This is a genomic window from Pseudomonas sp. WS 5021 (genome assembly GCF_012985535.1).
Taxonomy (GTDB): domain Bacteria; phylum Pseudomonadota; class Gammaproteobacteria; order Pseudomonadales; family Pseudomonadaceae; genus Aquipseudomonas.
The window spans coordinates 32,345-49,821 of sequence record NZ_JAAQWP010000004.1; the positions used below are offsets into that span (position 1 = coordinate 32,345).

The following is a 17,477-nucleotide window of genomic DNA, read 5'->3' on the forward strand; positions in this document are numbered from 1 at the left end:
TCCTGGCATGTGTGAATTATTGGGCATGAGTGCCAACGTACCGACCGATATCGTGTTCAGCTTCACCGGGCTGATGCAGCGCGGTGGGCGCACCGGGCCACACCGCGATGGCTGGGGCATTGCCTTCTATGAGGGCCGTGGCCTGCGGCTGTTCCAGGACCCGGCGGCCAGCAGCGAGTCTGAAGTGGCCCTGCTGGTGCAGCGTTATCCGATCAAAAGTGAAGTGGTGATTGGTCATATCCGCCAAGCCAACGTCGGCAAGGTGAGCCTGTCCAACACCCATCCGTTCGTGCGCGAACTGTGGGGGCGCAACTGGTGTTTCGCCCATAATGGCCAACTCGCCGACTTCACGCCCCAGGCCACGTTCTACCGCCCGGTGGGCGATACCGACAGCGAAGCGGCGTTCTGCGACCTGCTCAACCGCATCCGCGAGGCGTTTCCAGAGCCGGTGGATATCGAGCAAGTGTTGCCGGACCTGATCGCGGCCTGCGCCGAATACCGCAGCAAGGGCGTGTTCAACTGCCTGCTCAGTGATGGTGATTGGTTGTTCTGCTACTGCTCGACCAAGCTGGCGCAGATCACTCGCCGTGCGCCGTTTGGCCCTGCACGGTTGAAAGATGTCGACGTGATCGTCGATTTTCAGGCTGAAACCACGCCAAACGATGTGGTGACGGTGATTGCCACCGAACCCTTGACCGAAAACGAGACCTGGACCCGCTACGAACCGGGCCAGTGGAGCCTGTGGCGGCGCGGCGAATGCGTGCGCCAGGGCACAACCGCATAAGGACGTCGATTATGTTGCTCAGCTATCTGCGCCTGGTGTTGTTTGCCATCGGTTTGTTGGTCGGGGTGCAAGTCCCGGGGTTTATCAACGACTACGCCAAGCGGGTCGAGGCCCACCTGATCGAAGCCCAGACCGGTTTGCGCGGTTTTGAAAGCACGGCCCAGCAGTTCTTCAATGGCGATTTGCAAGCATTGGTGGCGCATTACCGTGCCAGCGATGACCCGGTGTTCCGCAGCGATGCCAACAGCCTCGGCACTTTGCTCGATCGCCAGGTGGCGTTGGACAAGCAATTCCAGGCCATGCAGGGGCCGTGGTACATCCGCGCCTTGCAGGTGGCGGTGGCCGCCGACCCGGATATCCGCCGGGAAACCTGGAATGGCTACAGCTACCAGATCCTCCTGACCCCCGAAGCCATGGGCTGGGGCCTGGGTGGGGCGATGCTGCTGTCGTTCGGCCTGGAGTGCCTGTTCCGCCTGATCGACTGGGTGGTGCTGGGCGGCAAGCGCTTGCGCCAGAGCCGGCCGATTGAAGAGCGGGACCTCAAGGGCCTGTAACTACGCCACAAATCCCAAGGTTGCAGCGGGTTTGTGTGGGAGCTGGCTTGCCTGCGATGGCGTCACCCCGGTGCAGCTTATGTAGCGAGGTGCTTGCATCGCAGGCAAGCCAGCTCCCACAGGTTTAATCGGGTGTCCTCAGCGGGTTTGGTTGGTTGAGCACCATGCGCTCTTCACCCACTTCCTCGGCATACCGCGCCACTACGCTCTGGCACAACGCCACAATCTCTTCCACCAACTCCACCCCCACCCGCCACGACACCACCACCTGCAGGTTCGGCAAGCGCTGCGCCATCGGCAGCACGAGCAACTCGCCCCGCGCCAATTCTTCGCTGACCAGCACCGGCGGCAACGCGCCGATACCGAAGCCGTCGCGTAGCAGGCGGGTGATGGCCGACACCGAGTTCACGCAGTTCATGCGCGGCGCCGCCACGCCATGGGCCTGCATCAGGCTCAACACGTCCTGGTGGGGATGGGAGTTTTTCGAGTAGGTAATAATTCGTTCCTGGGCCAGTTCGGCGAGGGAGGCGTAGTCGCGGTTGTAGATCGAGTTGCTGGCGACGATCCAGCCCATGGGGTGGCTGGCCAGTTCCAGGCTGCGCACCGATTCCTGACGCATCAGGTCGGTTTGCAGGATCACGTCGAGGAAGCCTTTTTGCAACTGATCGCAGAGATTCAGCGCGGTATCGGCGACCAATTCGATCTCAACCAGGGGGAAGTGGTCCATCAGCTCGGTCACCAACGGGCTGAGCCAGGTGTGGATCACCGTGTCCATTGCGCCGATGCGGATGCGTCCGACCTTGCTGCTGGTGGTTTCCAGCGATTGCTTGAGCCCCTGCATGGTGACCATCATCTGTTCGGCATAATCGAGCACCTTCATCCCGTCCGGGGTCAGGCTTACGCCACGCGAGTCTCGCAAAAACAGCTTCACCCCCAGCTCGCTTTCCAGCACTGCAATGCGGCTGGAGATCGAGGCCTGGGTGGTGAACAGTTTCTCTGCGGTCAGCCGGAAGCTCTTGAGCCGGGCCACCCAGACGAAGGTTTCGAGGAACTTCAAATTCATGGGATCAACTTTTTCTTATGCATGGATCGGTTTTTATTAGTTGGACGCAGCAGGGGCTGCGCGCCAAAAATCGGGCTGTCTCACGATAAGCGTCGTCGGGGCTCAGGACAACATCGTTGCGGGATCTTGGTAAAAGATCCCACACTACAAAAAAATAAAGCCTACAGGAGTCTTCAGTGTGAGCCGCCTGCTACTGAACTGCGACATCGGCGAAAGTTTTGGCGCCTGGACCATGGGTCTGGATGCCGAGGTCATGCCATTCATTGATTGCGCCAATATCGCCTGCGGTTTCCACGCCGGCGACCCGAGCATCATGCGCAAGACCGTCGCCCTGGCGTTGCAGCATGGCGTGCAGATAGGTGCGCACCCGGCATATCAGGACCTGGCAGGCTTCGGCCGCCGCTCCATGGCCTATGCGCCCCAGGAACTCCAGGACCTGTTGCATTACCAGATCGGTGCCCTCGACGGTATCTGCCGGGCCCAGGGTGGCCGGGTCAGCTACGTCAAACCCCATGGCGCGATGTACAACGACATGATGGCCAAGCCTGCGCAACTGCGCGCAGTGATCCAGGCCGTGGCGGCGTACGACGCCAGCCTGCCGTTGATGCTGATGGCCACCCGTGACAACAGCGCCGCCCAGGCCCTGGGGGATGAATATGGCGTGACCCTGTGGTTCGAAGCCTTCGCCGACCGCGCCTACGACAACGCCGGGCACCTGGTCTCGCGCCAGTTACCGGGCGCGGTGCATCACGATGCGCAGGTCATCCTTGAGCAGGCCTTGACCATTGCCCGTGGCCAAACCCTGGTCGCCAGCGATGGCAGCCCGCTGTTGCTGCAAGCCAACACCCTCTGCGTGCATGGCGATAACGCCAGCTCGGTGGCGGCGGTGCAGCGCATTCGCCAGGCGTTGACGCCAGCATGAAGCCACGGATTGAAGTAGTCGCCATTGACTGCCTGATGGTGCGCCTGTTTGACGTGATCGCCGAAGACAACATGCCCTGGATGCTTGCTGCCACGTGCCGGCTGCGCGAGGGGTTTGGCGCGGCGCTGGTGGATTTGGTGCCTTCCTACACGACGCTGATGGTGCATTACGACCTGCTGGCACTGAGCCCGGCACAGGCCCGGGAACTGATCGAGCACGCCCTGACGGACTTGCAGCCGCAGGCCCAGGGCAGTGGGCAGTGTCATGTATTGCCGGTGTGGTACGACCTGAGCGTCGGCCCTGAGCTGACCTTGCTCGCCCAGCGTAGCGGGCTTGCGGTCAACGAGGTGATTCGCCGCCACAGCCAGCATCACTATCAGGTCTTCGCCCTCGGGTTTGCTCCTGGGTTTGCGTTTATGGGCCTGGTGGAAGAACAGCTTGCCGCGCCGCGCCTGGGCACCCCGCGCAAACGGGTGGCGCCGGGCAGCGTCGGTATTGCCGAGCGCCAGACCGCAGCCTATCCGGTGGAATCTCCTGGTGGCTGGAACCTGATCGGCCGCACCCCGGCCAAACTGTTCGACCGCGAGCGCGACGGCTACAGCCTGATGCAGCCAGGCGACAGCGTGCGTTTCGAAGCTATTGGCCGCGCTGAATTTATCAAGCTGGGTGGCGATGACACGCCCCTGGAGGCCCAGGTATGAGCCGCTTGTTGATCGAGGCCAGCACCGCGCTGTGCCTGTTGCAGGATGCCGGGCGTTTTGGTGTGCGGCACCTGGGCGTGACCCAGGGCGGCGCGCTGGATTGGGTGTCGATGTCCTGGGCCAACTGGCTGCTGGGCAACCCGCTGGATGCGCCGGTGGTGGAAATCACCCTGGGCGGTTTTACCGTGCAGGCCGAGGAACTATGCGTGCTGGCCCTGGCCGGCGCGGACCTGGGGGCGTATATCGACGAGCGCGCCATCAGCCCTGGCCGCAGTTTCATTCTGCAAAAAGGCCAGCGTCTGCGCTTCACCCAGCCACACCGTGGTGCGCGGGCTTACCTGGCGGCGCCGGGCGGGTTTGACGCGCCCAAGGTGCTGGGCAGTTGTGCCAGCGTCGGGCGCGAAGCCCTGGGCGGGCTGGACGGTTTTGGCCGGGCCCTGGCCGAAGGTGCGGCCCTGGGGTATTCCGGCACCGGCAGTCAGTTGCGGGAGTTGCCGGTTGAGCGGTTGCAAGCTACCGCGCCCCTGGACGTGATCCTCGGCGCGCAGATCGGCCAGTTCAGCGGCCAGAGCCTGTTCGATGCCTTCAATACCGAATGGGCCGTGGACAGCCGCGCCGACCGCATGGGCATGCGCTTGCTGGGCACGCCATTGGCGTATCAGGGGCCGTCGCTGATCTCCGAAGGCATCCCCTTGGGTGCGATCCAGGTACCGCCGGATGGGCAGCCGATTGTATTGCTCAATGATCGCCAGACCATTGGCGGCTATCCGCGGTTGGGGGCGTTGACGCCGTTGGCGTTGGCGCGCCTGGCGCAGTGCCTGCCGGGGGAGAAGGTGAGGCTGGCGCCGGTGATGCAGGAGACAGCGCATCGCGAGCATCTGAGCTATTTGCAGCGATTTACGAATCGCTAAAGGCATCGCAGGCAAGCCAGCTCCCATAGTTGAGCGGCGTTCACATCTTTTGATTTGTGAATGCAATTCAACTGTGGGAGCTGGCTTGCCTGCGATAGCGGCGGTGAATTCACCGCCTATTTAGAGAGAAAACGCATCCCTTCTTCAAGCCCGCGCAAGGTCAACGGATACATCTGGTCCTCAATCAAATCCCGCACGATGTTGGTCGACGAGGTATAGCCCCAGGTGTCTTTCGGGTAAGGGTTAATCCAGATCAGCTTCTTGTACTTCTCCATGAACCGCTGCATCCACACATACCCCGGCTCCTCGTTCCAGTGCTCCACGCTGCCACCGGCCTGGGTGATTTCGTAAGGTGCCATGGCCGCGTCGCCGATAAAGATCACCTTATAGTCGGCGCCGTACTTGTGCAGCAGGTCCTGGGTCGAGGTGCGCTCGGAAGTGCGGCGCATGTTGTTCTTCCACACCGACTCATAAATAAAGTTGTGGAAGTAGAAGTACTCCAGGTGCTTGAACTCGGTCTTGCAGGCCGAGAACAGCTCTTCACAAGTCTTGACGTGGGCATCCATCGAGCCGCCGATGTCGAACAGCAACAGCAGCTTGACCGTATTGCGCCGCTCCGGGCGCATCTGAATATTCAGCAGGCCGGCGTCGCGGGCGGTGTGGTCGATAGTGCCGTCGATATCCAGCTCCTCGGCCGCCCCCTGGCGCGCAAATTTGCGCAGGCGGCGCAGGGCCACCTTGATATTGCGTGTGCCCAGCTCCACCGAGTCATCGAGGTTTTTGTACTCGCGCTGGTCCCAGACCTTGACCGCCTTGCCCTGGCGCTTGCCGGCATCGCCCACGCGAATGCCCTCGGGGTTGAAACCGCCGGAACCGAACGGGCTGGTACCGCCAGTACCGATCCACTTGTTGCCGCCGGCGTGGCGTTCCTTTTGTTCTTCCAGGCGTTTCTTGAACTCTTCGATCAGCTTGTCCAGGCCGCCCAGGGATTGGATCTGCGCGCGCTCTTCATCGCTCAGCGAACGCTCGAACTCCTTGCGCAGCCAGTCTTCGGGAATCAGCGCCTGCAGGTGATCGTCGAGTTTTTCCAGGCCGTTGAAGTAGGCCCCAAAGGCCCGGTCGAACTTGTCGAAATGGCGCTCGTCCTTCACCAGGATCGCCCGGGACAAGTAGTAGAACTCGTCCATGTCGGCGAAGGTCACCCGTTGTTTCAGGGCGTTGATCAAGTCCAACAGCTCACGCACCGAGACCGGCACCTTGGCTGCACGCATTTCATTGAACAGGTTGAGCAGCATGGCAAAAGCCCTTATCGAGTGCCGCGACGGCTCATGAACGCCAGGCGCTCAAGCAGTTGCACATCCTGCTCGTTTTTCACCAGGGCGCCGGCCAGTGGCGGGATGGCCTTGGTCGGATCACGCTCGCGCAGCACCGCCTCGCCAATATTGTCGGCCATCAGCAGCTTGAGCCAGTCCACCAGTTCGGAGGTGGAGGGCTTTTTCTTCAGGCCCGGCACCTTGCGCACGTCGAAGAACACGTCCAGCGCTTCGCTGACCAGGTCTTTCTTGATGTCGGGGTAGTGCACGTCGACGATTTTTTGCAGGGTGGTGCGGTCGGGGAAGGCGATGTAGTGGAAGAAGCAGCGACGCAGGAACGCGTCTGGCAGCTCTTTCTCGTTGTTGGAGGTAATGATGATGATCGGGCGTTTCTTGGCCTTGATGGTCTCGTCGATTTCGTAGACGTAGAACTCCATCTTGTCGAGTTCTTGCAGCAGGTCGTTGGGGAACTCGATATCGGCCTTGTCGATCTCGTCGATCAGCAGGATCACCCGCTCTTCGGACTCGAAAGCCTCCCACAGCTTGCCTTTTTTCAGGTAGTTGCGCACGTCATGGACCTTGTCCACACCCAGCTGCGAGTCGCGCAGGCGGCTGACCGCATCGTATTCATACAGGCCCTGGTGCGCCTTGGTGGTGGACTTGATGTGCCAGGTAATCAACCGCGCGCCGAACGATTCGGCCAGTTGTTCGGCGAGCATGGTCTTGCCGGTACCCGGTTCGCCCTTGACCAGCAGCGGGCGCTCCAGCGTGATGGCAGCGTTGACGGCCAATTTCAGGTCATCGGTGGCAACGTAGGCCTGGGTGCCTTCGAACTTCATTTCTCAATCCTCGAACATGACGCCGGTAGTCAGCATGCCTGCGACTATAGCGCGCAGCCCCGGTGACTGTGAACGCAGACGGGTTATTCAGTCTCTGAATGACCAGTCACGCCAGGTTCAATCGGCGCTGGGTTTGGGTTGTTCGTAGCGGGCGTTGAACGCCTGGACGAAACCATTGCGCAAAATCTGCAAAAACGCCTGGAACGCGCTGATATCTTGCTGGTGAACGCTGCCACTGAGCTCGACTCGGGTGGCGAACTGGTTTTTGCTCTGGTTCTTCAGCACCGTTTCGCTGGCGCCGACCACGGCCTCCCAGATCGAGCGGAAAATCCCCTTGTCCTTGTTCTCCACGTCCTGTTGCCAGTCGAAGACTTCCACATCCCGCAACAGTGGCTTGATATAGCCGGTCAGTTGGGCTTTCTCGGCCTGGGCCTCGATTACCACGTCGCCGGTGCCGGCATTGAAGTCGAATTTGCCGTAGGCCGAGGCGAAGTCGTTCATGCGCTTGAGCTGGATATCGCGGGCGCGAAAGCGGAACTCGAAGTCTTCAAAGTTGCTCAGCGGGTCGAAAGTCGCGCTGGCTTCCAGCGGCGCATGCCCCAGCAACAGGGCCTTGCCATCAAAGCGCGCATCGCGCTTGCCTTCGACGTCCACCACATTGGTCAGGTTGTAGAAACTGGCGTTGACCTGGGTGGCCCCGATGTTGACCGGCGGTTTGGAGTTGAAGTTATGGAAGGCAATCTTGCCGTCGTCGATGCGCACTTCGTTGAGGGTGATGGGCAGCAGTTTGCCCAGTTGCGCCCGCCAGTCGGTGCCACGACCGGTCTGGGATGCCTGTTTGTTGGCGCCACCGTCGACGAAGTTGAGCTCTGGCTTGACGAATTGCACTTGGGCCACCACCGCATGGTCATACCACAAGGAATGCCAGCTCACTGACAGATCAATGACCGGCGCCTTGACGAACGGTACGGGCACCTTGCCGTCGACCTTGACGATCTGCAGGCCATTGATCCGGTACGCGCCGCGCCACAGGGCCAGGTCTACGTCCGTCACTTGGCCACGGTAGTCGCCCATGTCGGCGAGTTTTTCATTGAGGTAGTTGCGCACCAGGTAGGGCAGTGCGATGTCCAGTGCCACCAGCACGACCACCAGCCCGGCGACCGTCCATATCGGCCAACTGTAGCGACGCTTCATAGGTTTTTCCTCCCTGTGTATAGGCGGTTGACTACGCCGGCAGCGGCAACGTTCCTCGACTGGACGCCTTGGAGTACGAGGCATACCCTTGTTGCCTTCATGAAAACTGCCTAAAGGACCCCGCCATGAGCCGCATTTTTGCAGACAACGCGCACTCCATCGGTAACACGCCCTTGGTTCAGATCAACCGTATCGCGCCCCGTGGCGTGACCATCCTGGCCAAGATCGAAGGGCGTAACCCTGGGTATTCGGTGAAGTGCCGGATTGGCGCGAGCATGATCTGGGATGCGGAAAGCAGCGGCAAACTCAAGCCAGGCATGACCATCGTCGAACCGACCTCGGGCAACACGGGGATTGGCCTGGCCTTTGTCGCCGCCGCCCGTGGCTACAAATTGTTGCTGACCATGCCTGCGTCCATGAGTATCGAGCGGCGCAAGGTGCTCAAGGCCCTGGGCGCCGAACTGGTGCTGACCGAGCCGGCCAAGGGCATGAAAGGCGCGATCGAGAAAGCCGGCGAAATCCTCGCCAGCGACCCGGCGACCTATTTCATGCCGGCGCAGTTCGACAACCCGGCCAACCCGGCTATCCATGAGAAAACCACTGGCCCGGAAATCTGGAACGACACCGATGGCGCGGTGGATGTACTGGTGGCGGGCGTCGGCACGGGTGGGACGATCACAGGCGTGTCGCGCTATATCAAGAACACGGCGGGCAAGCCGATCCTCTCGGTGGCGGTGGAGCCCATCAGCTCGCCGGTGATTACCCAGGCGCTGGCCGGTGAAGAAATCAAGCCCAGCCCCCATAAGATCCAGGGCATTGGTGCCGGTTTTGTACCGAAGAACCTCGACCTGTCGATGGTCGACCGGGTGGAGTTGGCCAGTGACGAGGAATCCAAGGCCATGGCCCTGCGCTTGATGCAGGAAGAGGGCATCCTGTGCGGGATCTCCTGTGGCGCGGCGATGGCCGTTGCGGTGCGCCTGGCCGAGAAACCGGAAATGCAGGGCAAGACTATCGTGGTGATCCTGCCGGACTCCGGCGAGCGTTACTTGTCGAGCATGTTGTTCAGCGATCTGTTCACCGACCAGGAAAACCAGGCCTGACCCTGGTAGGTGCCGTTCCAGGGAAATCGGGTTGATCCATATCAGCCCGGTTTTATGCCCCTTATGCATAATTGATTGCTCGCCGCGCGCCCCTTAAAACGGATTGTTGGATGACGCGGGTTTTTCCTCCGGCCCGGAGTGTTTATCATGGCCGGCTGCTATGTCTGGTTTCCCGCTGCCGGGAGGCTATTTCCAGGAGTTGCTGCATGACCTTTTCTTTGGCCGCCAAGCTGTCGGTGCTGTTGCTGTTTATCGGCAGTACGCTCTACGTGCATTTGCGCGGCAAGGCGCGTTTGCCGGTGCTGCGCCAGTTCGTCAACCATTCGGCGCTGTTCGCCCCGTACAACGCGTTGATGTACATCTTCTCGGCTGTACCGTCCAAGCCCTACCTGGATCGCAGCAAGTTCCCGGAACTGGATGTGCTCAAGGACAACTGGGAGGTGATCCGCGAGGAGGCCATGCACCTGTTCGACGAAGGCTATATCCGCGCCGCCGAGAAGAACAACGATGCCGGGTTTGGCTCGTTCTTCAAGAAGGGCTGGAAGCGCTTCTACCTCAAGTGGTACGACAAACCGCTGCCATCGGCCGAGTTGCTGTGCCCCAAGACCGTGGCCCTGGTCAGCAGCATTCCCAACGTCAAGGGCGCCATGTTCGCGCTGTTGCCGGGCGGTAGCCACCTCAACCCCCATCGCGACCCGTTTGCCGGCTCCCTGCGGTATCACTTGGGGTTGTCGACGCCCAACTCCGACGACTGCCGCATTTTCGTCGATGGCCAGGTCTACGCCTGGCGCGATGGCGAAGACGTGATGTTCGACGAAACCTACGTGCACTGGGTGAAGAACGAAACCGAGAAGACCCGGGTGATTTTGTTCTGTGACATCGAGCGGCCACTGAGCAACCGGTTGATGACTCGCGTCAATCGCTGGGTCAGTGCCCAATTGGGCCGCGCAACCGCGCCGCAGAACCTGGATGACGAGCGCGTGGGCGGGATCAACCAGGCCTATGCCTGGAGCAAGAGCTTCAGTGATCGTTTCAGTGGGGTGGTCAAGCAGTGGAAGCGCAAGCACCCCAAAGCCTATCGCATCATGCGGCCGGTGCTGGCGGCGGTGGTGGTTGTGGCGTTGGTGTATTGGTTATTTGGCTGATGGGTTCAAAAAAAACCGCTCGTATGAGCGGTTTTTTTATGACTTTTATTTTTCCGGGTGCCCCGCCAAAAGGCTTGGTTCTTCAACGTTGCCGGCCAGGGCCGCGTTTAGAAAACGGCGCTGATTGGCAGTCAGTACAGTGCTTTTAAGTTCCTGGCGGGCCTTGGACGACGCTTTTCGGGCGCCGGGTTTTTTAATAAGTTCTCCCATGCAGCCTCCACAATTGATCATTAATTGAACATTTTTTCGATGCTATTCGTTCTCTACCGCTATCACAAGCCTGCCCCGTGAATCGAAGTCAAAGCCCAGGTTTTGATAGAGGGCAATAGCACCGGGTGCGGGCTCCTGAATCTCTATCCATTGGCTGCCAATGATTCTCGCGTAATGGTCGATGGCAATCATCGTCAGTGAAGCTATGCGGCTTTTCAACGGGTGGGATTTTCCAGGTCTTCCCTCCAGGCGGATGACCTTGATCCGCAATCGGCTTTGATTGGGATTGGCAAAGCACAGCCCACAGAGTTCCTCTTCGTACCAGAGGGACAAATCGAACGCCATCGGTTCACGGCCTTTCCACGTCGCAACCTCGTCCCATGAGAAGTGAGAGTCTGCTGCCCAGTCCTGATAGGCAGCCAATGCATGGCTGTCGATCAATTCAAAACGGACATGGGTTAAGTCGATCTCTGTGCCTTGGGCGGCGGTGTGTTTCAGGTTTTTGTACCACTGTTGAGTCGATGCATTCACAAGGCGTAAGGCTTTTGATCGGTAGAGCTGGTATCGCAAGGGGTCGCGTTTTTTTGGCATTGGCGGTCATGAGTCGAGAGCCTCCTGAAGCGGAGGGCGTTGGGTTTTCCCAAGGCTAGAGGTGGTTTTTCAACATGTCCTTACTGGCCTTTTGGCAAAGCCATTGCAAAGCGTGTCAGCGGCTGGTTATAGTCGGCGCCAGGTGTTTCGCAGCACCTTTCATCCCTTCAAAAAAGATCAGCCCATGCCTGCTTCCCCACGCATAGCGGTAGTCGATTCAGCGGTCAACGCTGCGGTCGTGCCGTGCGGGAATCAGCAGCCTGTGCAGATCAGTCATTACCCCCCACCTGTCAGTAGCATCCCGGTGTACGCACTCGTATCACCGCCGGGCGTTGGCATTTCGGGCTGATCAGCAGACCGCTGTTCCCCGTTGCCTGCCTGTACCGAACCTACTGAATTTCAGCCTTGGCTGAGTTGGCTTTTTGCCTGACTACAGGTGTTCATCATGTCTGTTCTTTCGAAACAATCCGTGGCCGCGGCGGCCTCGACGAGCCTGTTTGTGCTGCTGTGGAGCAGCGGTGCGATTTTCTCCAAGCTGGGCCTGGCCCATGCGTCCCCCTTTGCCTTCCTGTTGATCCGCTTTGCCATTGCCCTGGCGGGCCTGGTGTTGCTGGCGCCGATTCTCAAACTGAGGTTGCCGCGCCCGGGCAAACCGCTGTGGTATGCGGCGGCCACCGGGCTGGTGTTGCTGGGGGCCTATCAGATTTTTTATCTGTTGGCCCTGGACCTGAAGGTCACCCCCGGCGTGATGGCGACCATCATGGGCGTGCAACCGATCCTCACCGTAGTGCTGATGGAGCGCCAGCGTTCATGGCGCCGGATGTTCGGCCTGGCGTTGGGGTTGGCGGGCCTGATCATGGTGGTGTACCAGGGCATCGGTCTGGCTGGCATGTCCCTGGCCGGCATGCTGTTTGGTTTGCTGGCGCTGGCGAGCATGACCCTGGGCTCGATCATGCAAAAGCGCATCACCGATAACCCATTGGGTACCTTGCCGGTGCAGTACCTGGCGGGTTTGTTGTTGTGCGCGGTGTTCGTGCCGTTCCAGCCCTTTGCTTTCGAGCACAACAGTGGCTTTTACCTGCCGGTGCTGTGGATGGGGCTGGTGGTGTCACTGTTGGCGACGCTGCTGCTGTACCGCCTGATTGCCCGGGGCAACCTGGTGAATGTCACCAGCCTGTTCTACCTGGTGCCGGCAGTCACTGCGGTGATGGACTACTTGATCTTCGGTAATCGGCTGGCAGTGCTGAGCGTGCTGGGGATGGGGTTGATCATCATCGGGTTGGTATTCGTCTTCCGTAAAGCTTGATATCCCTGTGTAGGAGCCGAAAAGCCGGCTCCTACACAGCTTTGATCAATTTCCCTCGCCGTAGCACCAGCCACAGCGCCCCCGCGATCAACAACCCGCCATACAGATGGGCCATGGACAACGGCTCGTCCAGCAGCAATGCGCCCCACAACACGCCGAATGGCGGAATCATGAAGGTGACGGTCATCGACTTCACCGGCCCGATGGAGGTCAGCAAACGGAAGTACAGGATGTAGGCGAATGCCGTGCATAGCAGCCCCAGGCCCAGTAGGGACAGCCACACATTCCAGCCGCCCCAACTGGCGGGCGGGTGGCTGATGGCGCTCCAGCCAAACCACGGCAATAGAAACAATGTGGCGCCGAGCATGCTGCCCAGTGCCGAAAGGCGGCTGTCCAGGCCACCCTGTTGATCCAGCCAACGGCGTGCCAGGAAACCGGCGAAGCCGTAGCAGGTGGTTGCCAGCAGGCAGGCGAGGGCGCCCATCAGCAACTCCAGGTCAAACGCCACCGGCCCGGCGCGCGTGAGGATGCCCACGCCGAACAGGCCCAGGCACACCCCGGCAATCTTCGAGGGCGTCAGCCGCTCATGGAAAAACAGCCCGCCAATCAACACCCCCATCAACGGCGTGGTGGCGTTGAAAATCGCCGAGTAACCCGCTGGCAAGACCTGGGCCGCCACCGAATACATGGTCGCGGGAATCCCCGAGTTGATTACCCCCAGCAACAACACGATCTTGAACTTGCCCTGGAAATCCCAGCGCACCCGTAGCATCGCGAGGATCACCAGCAGGCCGGCGGCGGCAATCGAAACGCGGAAAAACGCCGTAGGCAAGGTGCCGATCTGCGGCGCGATAATCCGCATGAACAGAAAGCTCGCGCCCCAGATGGCGGCCAGTAGCAGCAGGTAGAGGGTGTCGACAGGTCTCACGGACAGCTCCTTTTCAACAAGGGCGAGAGTGTTGCCCAGGGGCCTGCCTGACACAATCTTTTACGTATCAACTACACAATAAAGCGCGTCACCAGGCCGTTGAGGTCCACCGCCAGGCGCGACAGCTCCTGGCTGGCGGCCGAGGTCTGGGTCGCACCGGCGGCGGTTTGCGTCGACAGGTCGCGGATATTCACCAGGCTGCGATCCACCTCCCGGGCCACCGATGCCTGTTGCTCGGCGGCACTGGCGATCACCAGGTTGCGTTGGCTGATCTGCGAGATGGCAGCGGTGATTTTTTCCAGGGCATTGCCGGCGCTGTTGGCCCGTTGCAGGGTCTGGCTGGCGTGCTCGGCGCTGCTGGTGAGGGCGCCGACCGTGGCCTGGGTGCCTTGCTGGATACCGGTGATCATCTGCTCGATTTCCTCGGTGGAATCCTGGGTCCGCTGCGCCAGCGAGCGTACCTCGTCGGCCACCACCGCAAACCCCCGCCCGGCCTCGCCGGCGCGGGCGGCTTCAATGGCCGCATTGAGCGCCAGCAGGTTGGTCTGCCCGGCAATCCCGCGTATCACTTCCAGCACCTTGCTGATGTCTTGCGCCTGTAGCGCCAGGCCCTCGGCCTTGCCCGAGGCGTCGAGCACCTCGTTGACCAGGCTCTGGATCGAGCTGATGGTTTCGCTGATCTGGAAATGGCCGTGCTTGCTGTCCTCATCGGACGCCTGGGATGCCTCGGCGCTGGAGACCGCATTCCCCGCCACTTCATCCACCGCTGCGCTCATCTGTGTGACGGCGGTGGCGGCCTGTTCGATTTCATCGTTCTGTGCTTGCAGGCCGCGAGTGCTTTGCTCCATCACCGAACTCATCTCTTCGGCTGCCGAGGCCAGTTGCTGGGCGGACTCGCTGATGCCGCGAATAGTCGCCTGCAACTGTTCCTGCATGGTGGCCAGGGCGCCCAGCAACTGTGCCGGTTCGTCCTTGCCGTGCACGTGGATCGGCTGGCTCAGGTCGCCGGCGGCAATCGTGCGTGCCGCGTGCAATGCCTGCGCCAGGGGCGTGGTGATACTGCGGGTCAACAGCCAGGCCAGCAGCAGCGTCGCGATCAGGGCGACCGCGATGATGAGGCCGACGATCCACTGTGCGCTCTGGTACATCTGCGCCGCCGATTGCGCCGCATCCTGGGCGCCTTGCTGGTTGAAGTCGATCAAGGCGCCCAGGCTCCGGTTGAGGATCACGCCTTGGGGCGTCAACGTATCGGTGAGCAGGGTCAGGGCCTGCATCTGGTTATCCTGGTCCACCAGTTGGATCAATTGGTCGACGATGGTCATATAGTCCGACGCGGTGGCCTTGAGCTGCTCCAGTAGCTGGCGCTCCTGGTCATTGCTCAGCAGGGCCTGGTGATTGTCCAGGCGTTCCTGCAAATAGCCGCGCTCCTTGGTGATCACCTCTTTGCTGCGCTTGCGCACCGCCGATTCATCGGTGGTCAGCAAGCGCAACGCCTCCAGGCGGATAGCCGCGACGTTGGCGGCGCTGTTGTGGATGTTCTCGATACTCGGCATCCAGGCCGTTTCAATGATGGCGGCGCTTTCGCGCAGCTTGGCCATCTGCCCCAGGCCAAACAACCCGACCAGCACCAGCAGGCCGGCCAATACCGCAAAACTCAGACTGGCACGCAGGCCGATTCCCATGTTCCTCAATGACATATCAATGCTCCTTGGGCGATTTAAATCGATTCCCGAGCCGGTCTTAGGACCTTGTTATCAGGGAAAACGCTGGGCTGTATAGCAAAGTGCCATCATTGAGGTAATCGGGGTTTCCCTTACGTTGGATCCAAGTCCGTATAAGGTCGCGAAACCCCGCCCGGCCTGGGGTTCTTCCTGTTCGCGGTGCCAGCGCCCGTGTTTTGTGGCCTTCAGATGAATCGATTAATCAACGCGAGGTGACTTTATGGGTGTTTTATTGACCCTATGGTCGAATTAAAAAATCGTAAACAATTGTTTGAGGCGCCCCCGTGAGGAGCCAGCGCCCGGTAAAAAATGTACTTCTCCTGCATGAGGACTCTGGCTAATCTCAGGTCTTCCGAATGCCCGCAGAGGTCTACGACATGCCGCAGCAAACGCCTGCCATCGACACCGCGCAGTCCATCGCCAAGATGATCCTCGATGGCTTCGACGATTACCGCGAGCACTTTCGCCAGATCACCGACGGCGCCCGCGAGCGTTTTGAAAAGGCCCAGTGGCAAGAGGCGCAAGCCGCCTCGGCGGCGCGGATCAACCTCTATGAAGAGAAGGTCGGCGAAGTCACCACGCGCCTGCGAGCCACTTTCGATGCGGGGGCGCTGCTGGATATCCAGTCCTGGCCCCTGGTCAAGAGCGCCTATATCAGCCTGATCGACCTGCGGTTTGACGATGAACTGTCCGAGACCTGGTACAACTCGATCTTTTGCGGGCTGTTCAGCCACGACCTGATCAGCGACGGCTGTATGTTCATCCACACCACCCGCCCGAGCCTGCGCCGCGCCCGTGCCGCGCAAACCCGCACCTACAAGCCCCAGGGCCAGTTGGCCGGGATGCTCGAGCAAATTTTCAGCGACTACCGCTTCAGCGAACCCTACGCCGACCTGGCCGGCGACCTGCAGCGTCTCGAAGCACAACTGCGCGAGAACCTGCCGGACTGGGTATGCAAGGACCCGGACCTCAACGTCGAGCTGTTTTCCTCGGTGCTTTACCGCAACAAGGGCGCGTACCTGGTGGGCCGCCTCTACACCCGCGATGAACAATGGCCGCTGGTCATCCCGCTGCTGCACCGCGAAGGGCAGGGCATCCGCATCGACGCGCTGATCACCGATGAAGCCGATGTGTCGATCATCTTCTCGTTCACCCGCTCCTATTTCATGGTGGATGTGCCGGTGCCGGCAGAGTTCATCGGCTTTCTCAAGCGCATCCTGCCGGGCAAGCACATCGCCGAGCTGTACACCTCCATCGGCTTCTACAAACACGGCAAGTCGGAGTTCTACCGGGCGCTGATCAACCACCTGGCCAGCACTGACGATCAGTTCATCATGGCCCCGGGCGTGCGTGGGATGGTCATGAGCGTGTTTACCCTGCCGGGCTTCAACACGGTGTTCAAAATCATCAAGGACCGTTTTTCGCCGTCGAAAAACGTCAACCGTGCCACGGTGATCGAGAAGTACCGCCTGGTGAAGAGTGTCGACCGGGTCGGGCGCATGGCCGATACCCAGGAGTTCGCCGATTTCCGTTTTCCCTTGAGCAAATTCGAGCCGCAATGCCTGGCCGAACTGCTGGAAGTGGCTGCCGGCACGGTCGAAGTCGAAGGCGACACGGTACTGATTCGCCACTGCTGGACCGAACGCCGCATGACCCCGCTCAACCTCTACCTGGAAAACGCCAACGAGGCCCAGGTACGCGAAGCCCTCGAAGACTACGGCCTGGCCATCAAGCAACTGGCGGCGGCGAATATCTTTCCCGGCGACATGCTGCTGAAAAACTTTGGCGTCACCCGTCATGGTCGCGTGGTGTTCTACGACTATGACGAGATCTGCTTTCTTACCGAAGCCAACTTTCGCCACATCCCGGCACCGCGCACCCCGGAAGACGAAATGGCCTCCGAGCCCTGGTATTCCATCGGCCCGCTGGACGTGTTCCCCGAGGAATTCCCGCCGTTCCTGTTTGCCGACGCCGGGCAGCGGCGCCTGTTCGATGAACTGCACGGCGAGTTGTACAACGCCGACTACTGGAAAGGCCTGCAAGAGGCGATTCGGGCGGGGAAGGTGATTGATGTGTTCCCGTATCGGCGCAAGGGCCTGGATAACGAATAAGGGCATCAATACCGCCAGACCCTGTGGGAGCTGTCGAGCCCCGGCGAGGCTGCGATAGCGCTGGGCCAGCCAACAGCGATGCCG

The 17,477-nt window shown here is 60.6% G+C and carries 17 protein-coding genes; 9 read left to right on the top strand and 8 right to left on the bottom strand.

Annotation, left to right across the window (positions count from 1 at the left end; genetic code table 11):
* Positions 1–7: 7 nt before the first annotated feature.
* Positions 8–784 (top strand): class II glutamine amidotransferase, encoded by a 777-nt coding sequence (locus HBO19_RS13725; protein ID WP_029292340.1) that lies wholly within the window; start codon positions 8–10, stop codon positions 782–784.
* A gap of 11 nt (positions 785–795) precedes the next feature.
* Positions 796–1,338, top strand: coding sequence for a DUF2937 family protein (locus HBO19_RS13730; protein ID WP_016971394.1), 543 nt, complete (start codon positions 796–798; stop codon positions 1,336–1,338).
* A 124-nt stretch (positions 1,339–1,462) separates the two neighbouring features.
* Here the strand turns inward: HBO19_RS13730 and HBO19_RS13735 are convergent, their stop codons facing one another.
* On the bottom strand, positions 1,463–2,401 hold the full coding sequence (locus HBO19_RS13735; protein ID WP_170057686.1) for a LysR family transcriptional regulator: 939 nt from the start codon (positions 2,399–2,401) through the stop codon (positions 1,463–1,465).
* Positions 2,402–2,579: 178 nt separating this feature from the next.
* On the opposite strand from HBO19_RS13735, the gene HBO19_RS13740 reads away from it, so the two are divergent.
* Genes HBO19_RS13740 through HBO19_RS13750 form a run of 3 tightly spaced genes read left to right on the top strand, consistent with a single transcriptional unit; the run spans position 2,580 to position 4,935 of the window.
* Positions 2,580–3,323, top strand: a complete 744-nt coding sequence (locus HBO19_RS13740; RefSeq protein WP_169955570.1) for a 5-oxoprolinase subunit PxpA — start codon at positions 2,580–2,582, stop codon at positions 3,321–3,323.
* Complete coding sequence (locus tag HBO19_RS13745; RefSeq protein WP_170057687.1) at positions 3,320–4,024, top strand: allophanate hydrolase subunit 1; 705 nt, start codon at positions 3,320–3,322, stop codon at positions 4,022–4,024. The genes HBO19_RS13740 and HBO19_RS13745 overlap by 4 nt, the downstream gene beginning before the upstream one ends.
* On the top strand, positions 4,021–4,935 hold the full coding sequence (locus tag HBO19_RS13750; protein ID WP_170057688.1) for a biotin-dependent carboxyltransferase family protein: 915 nt from the start codon (positions 4,021–4,023) through the stop codon (positions 4,933–4,935). The genes HBO19_RS13745 and HBO19_RS13750 overlap by 4 nt, the downstream gene beginning before the upstream one ends.
* A gap of 116 nt (positions 4,936–5,051) precedes the next feature.
* Here HBO19_RS13750 and HBO19_RS13755 read toward each other — a convergent pair whose 3' ends face one another.
* The 3 genes from HBO19_RS13755 to HBO19_RS13765 all read right to left on the bottom strand — a co-directional run bounded on the left by HBO19_RS13755 (position 5,052) and on the right by HBO19_RS13765 (position 8,281).
* A complete protein-coding gene (locus tag HBO19_RS13755) occupies positions 5,052–6,230 on the bottom strand; it encodes a VWA domain-containing protein (RefSeq protein ID WP_057441266.1) in 1,179 nt (392 codons plus the stop codon).
* Positions 6,231–6,241: 11 nt separating this feature from the next.
* The gene (locus HBO19_RS13760; protein WP_029292347.1) at positions 6,242–7,087 is read right to left on the bottom strand and encodes a MoxR family ATPase; all 846 of its coding nucleotides are present in this window, start codon (positions 7,085–7,087) and stop codon (positions 6,242–6,244) included.
* Positions 7,088–7,204: 117 nt separating this feature from the next.
* The gene (locus HBO19_RS13765; RefSeq protein WP_170043254.1) at positions 7,205–8,281 is read right to left on the bottom strand and encodes a DUF748 domain-containing protein; all 1,077 of its coding nucleotides are present in this window, start codon (positions 8,279–8,281) and stop codon (positions 7,205–7,207) included.
* A 125-nt stretch (positions 8,282–8,406) separates the two neighbouring features.
* Here HBO19_RS13765 and cysK point away from each other — a divergent pair, with 125 nt between their 5' ends.
* Together cysK and HBO19_RS13775 are read left to right on the top strand one after the other, a co-directional pair.
* Positions 8,407–9,381 (top strand): cysteine synthase A, encoded by a 975-nt coding sequence (gene cysK / locus HBO19_RS13770; protein ID WP_169955574.1) that lies wholly within the window; start codon positions 8,407–8,409, stop codon positions 9,379–9,381.
* 206 nt (positions 9,382–9,587) lie between these two features.
* Positions 9,588–10,526 (top strand): aspartyl/asparaginyl beta-hydroxylase domain-containing protein, encoded by a 939-nt coding sequence (locus tag HBO19_RS13775; RefSeq protein WP_169955575.1) that lies wholly within the window; start codon positions 9,588–9,590, stop codon positions 10,524–10,526.
* Positions 10,527–10,571: 45 nt separating this feature from the next.
* On the opposite strand, the gene HBO19_RS13780 is transcribed toward HBO19_RS13775, so the two are convergent.
* Together HBO19_RS13780 and HBO19_RS13785 are read right to left on the bottom strand one after the other, a co-directional pair.
* A complete protein-coding gene (locus HBO19_RS13780) occupies positions 10,572–10,736 on the bottom strand; it encodes a hypothetical protein (protein ID WP_170057689.1) in 165 nt (54 codons plus the stop codon).
* Between the two features lie 42 nt (positions 10,737–10,778).
* Complete coding sequence (locus HBO19_RS13785; protein ID WP_169955576.1) at positions 10,779–11,327, bottom strand: hypothetical protein; 549 nt, start codon at positions 11,325–11,327, stop codon at positions 10,779–10,781.
* Between the two features lie 445 nt (positions 11,328–11,772).
* On the opposite strand from HBO19_RS13785, the gene HBO19_RS13790 reads away from it, so the two are divergent.
* The gene (locus tag HBO19_RS13790; protein ID WP_170057690.1) at positions 11,773–12,633 is read left to right on the top strand and encodes a DMT family transporter; all 861 of its coding nucleotides are present in this window, start codon (positions 11,773–11,775) and stop codon (positions 12,631–12,633) included.
* Positions 12,634–12,664: 31 nt separating this feature from the next.
* Here HBO19_RS13790 and HBO19_RS13795 read toward each other — a convergent pair whose 3' ends face one another.
* Positions 12,665–13,561 carry a DMT family transporter gene (locus HBO19_RS13795; protein ID WP_170043259.1) on the bottom strand — a complete coding sequence of 299 codons (897 nt, stop codon included), beginning with the start codon at positions 13,559–13,561 and terminating at the stop codon, positions 12,665–12,667.
* 71 nt (positions 13,562–13,632) lie between these two features.
* On the bottom strand, positions 13,633–15,258 hold the full coding sequence (locus HBO19_RS13800; RefSeq protein ID WP_170057691.1) for a methyl-accepting chemotaxis protein: 1,626 nt from the start codon (positions 15,256–15,258) through the stop codon (positions 13,633–13,635).
* A gap of 401 nt (positions 15,259–15,659) precedes the next feature.
* Between HBO19_RS13800 and aceK the strand changes: the two genes are divergently transcribed.
* Positions 15,660–17,393, top strand: coding sequence for a bifunctional isocitrate dehydrogenase kinase/phosphatase (gene aceK / locus HBO19_RS13805; RefSeq protein ID WP_169955625.1), 1,734 nt, complete (start codon positions 15,660–15,662; stop codon positions 17,391–17,393).
* The last annotated feature ends 84 nt before the right edge of the window (positions 17,394–17,477 follow it).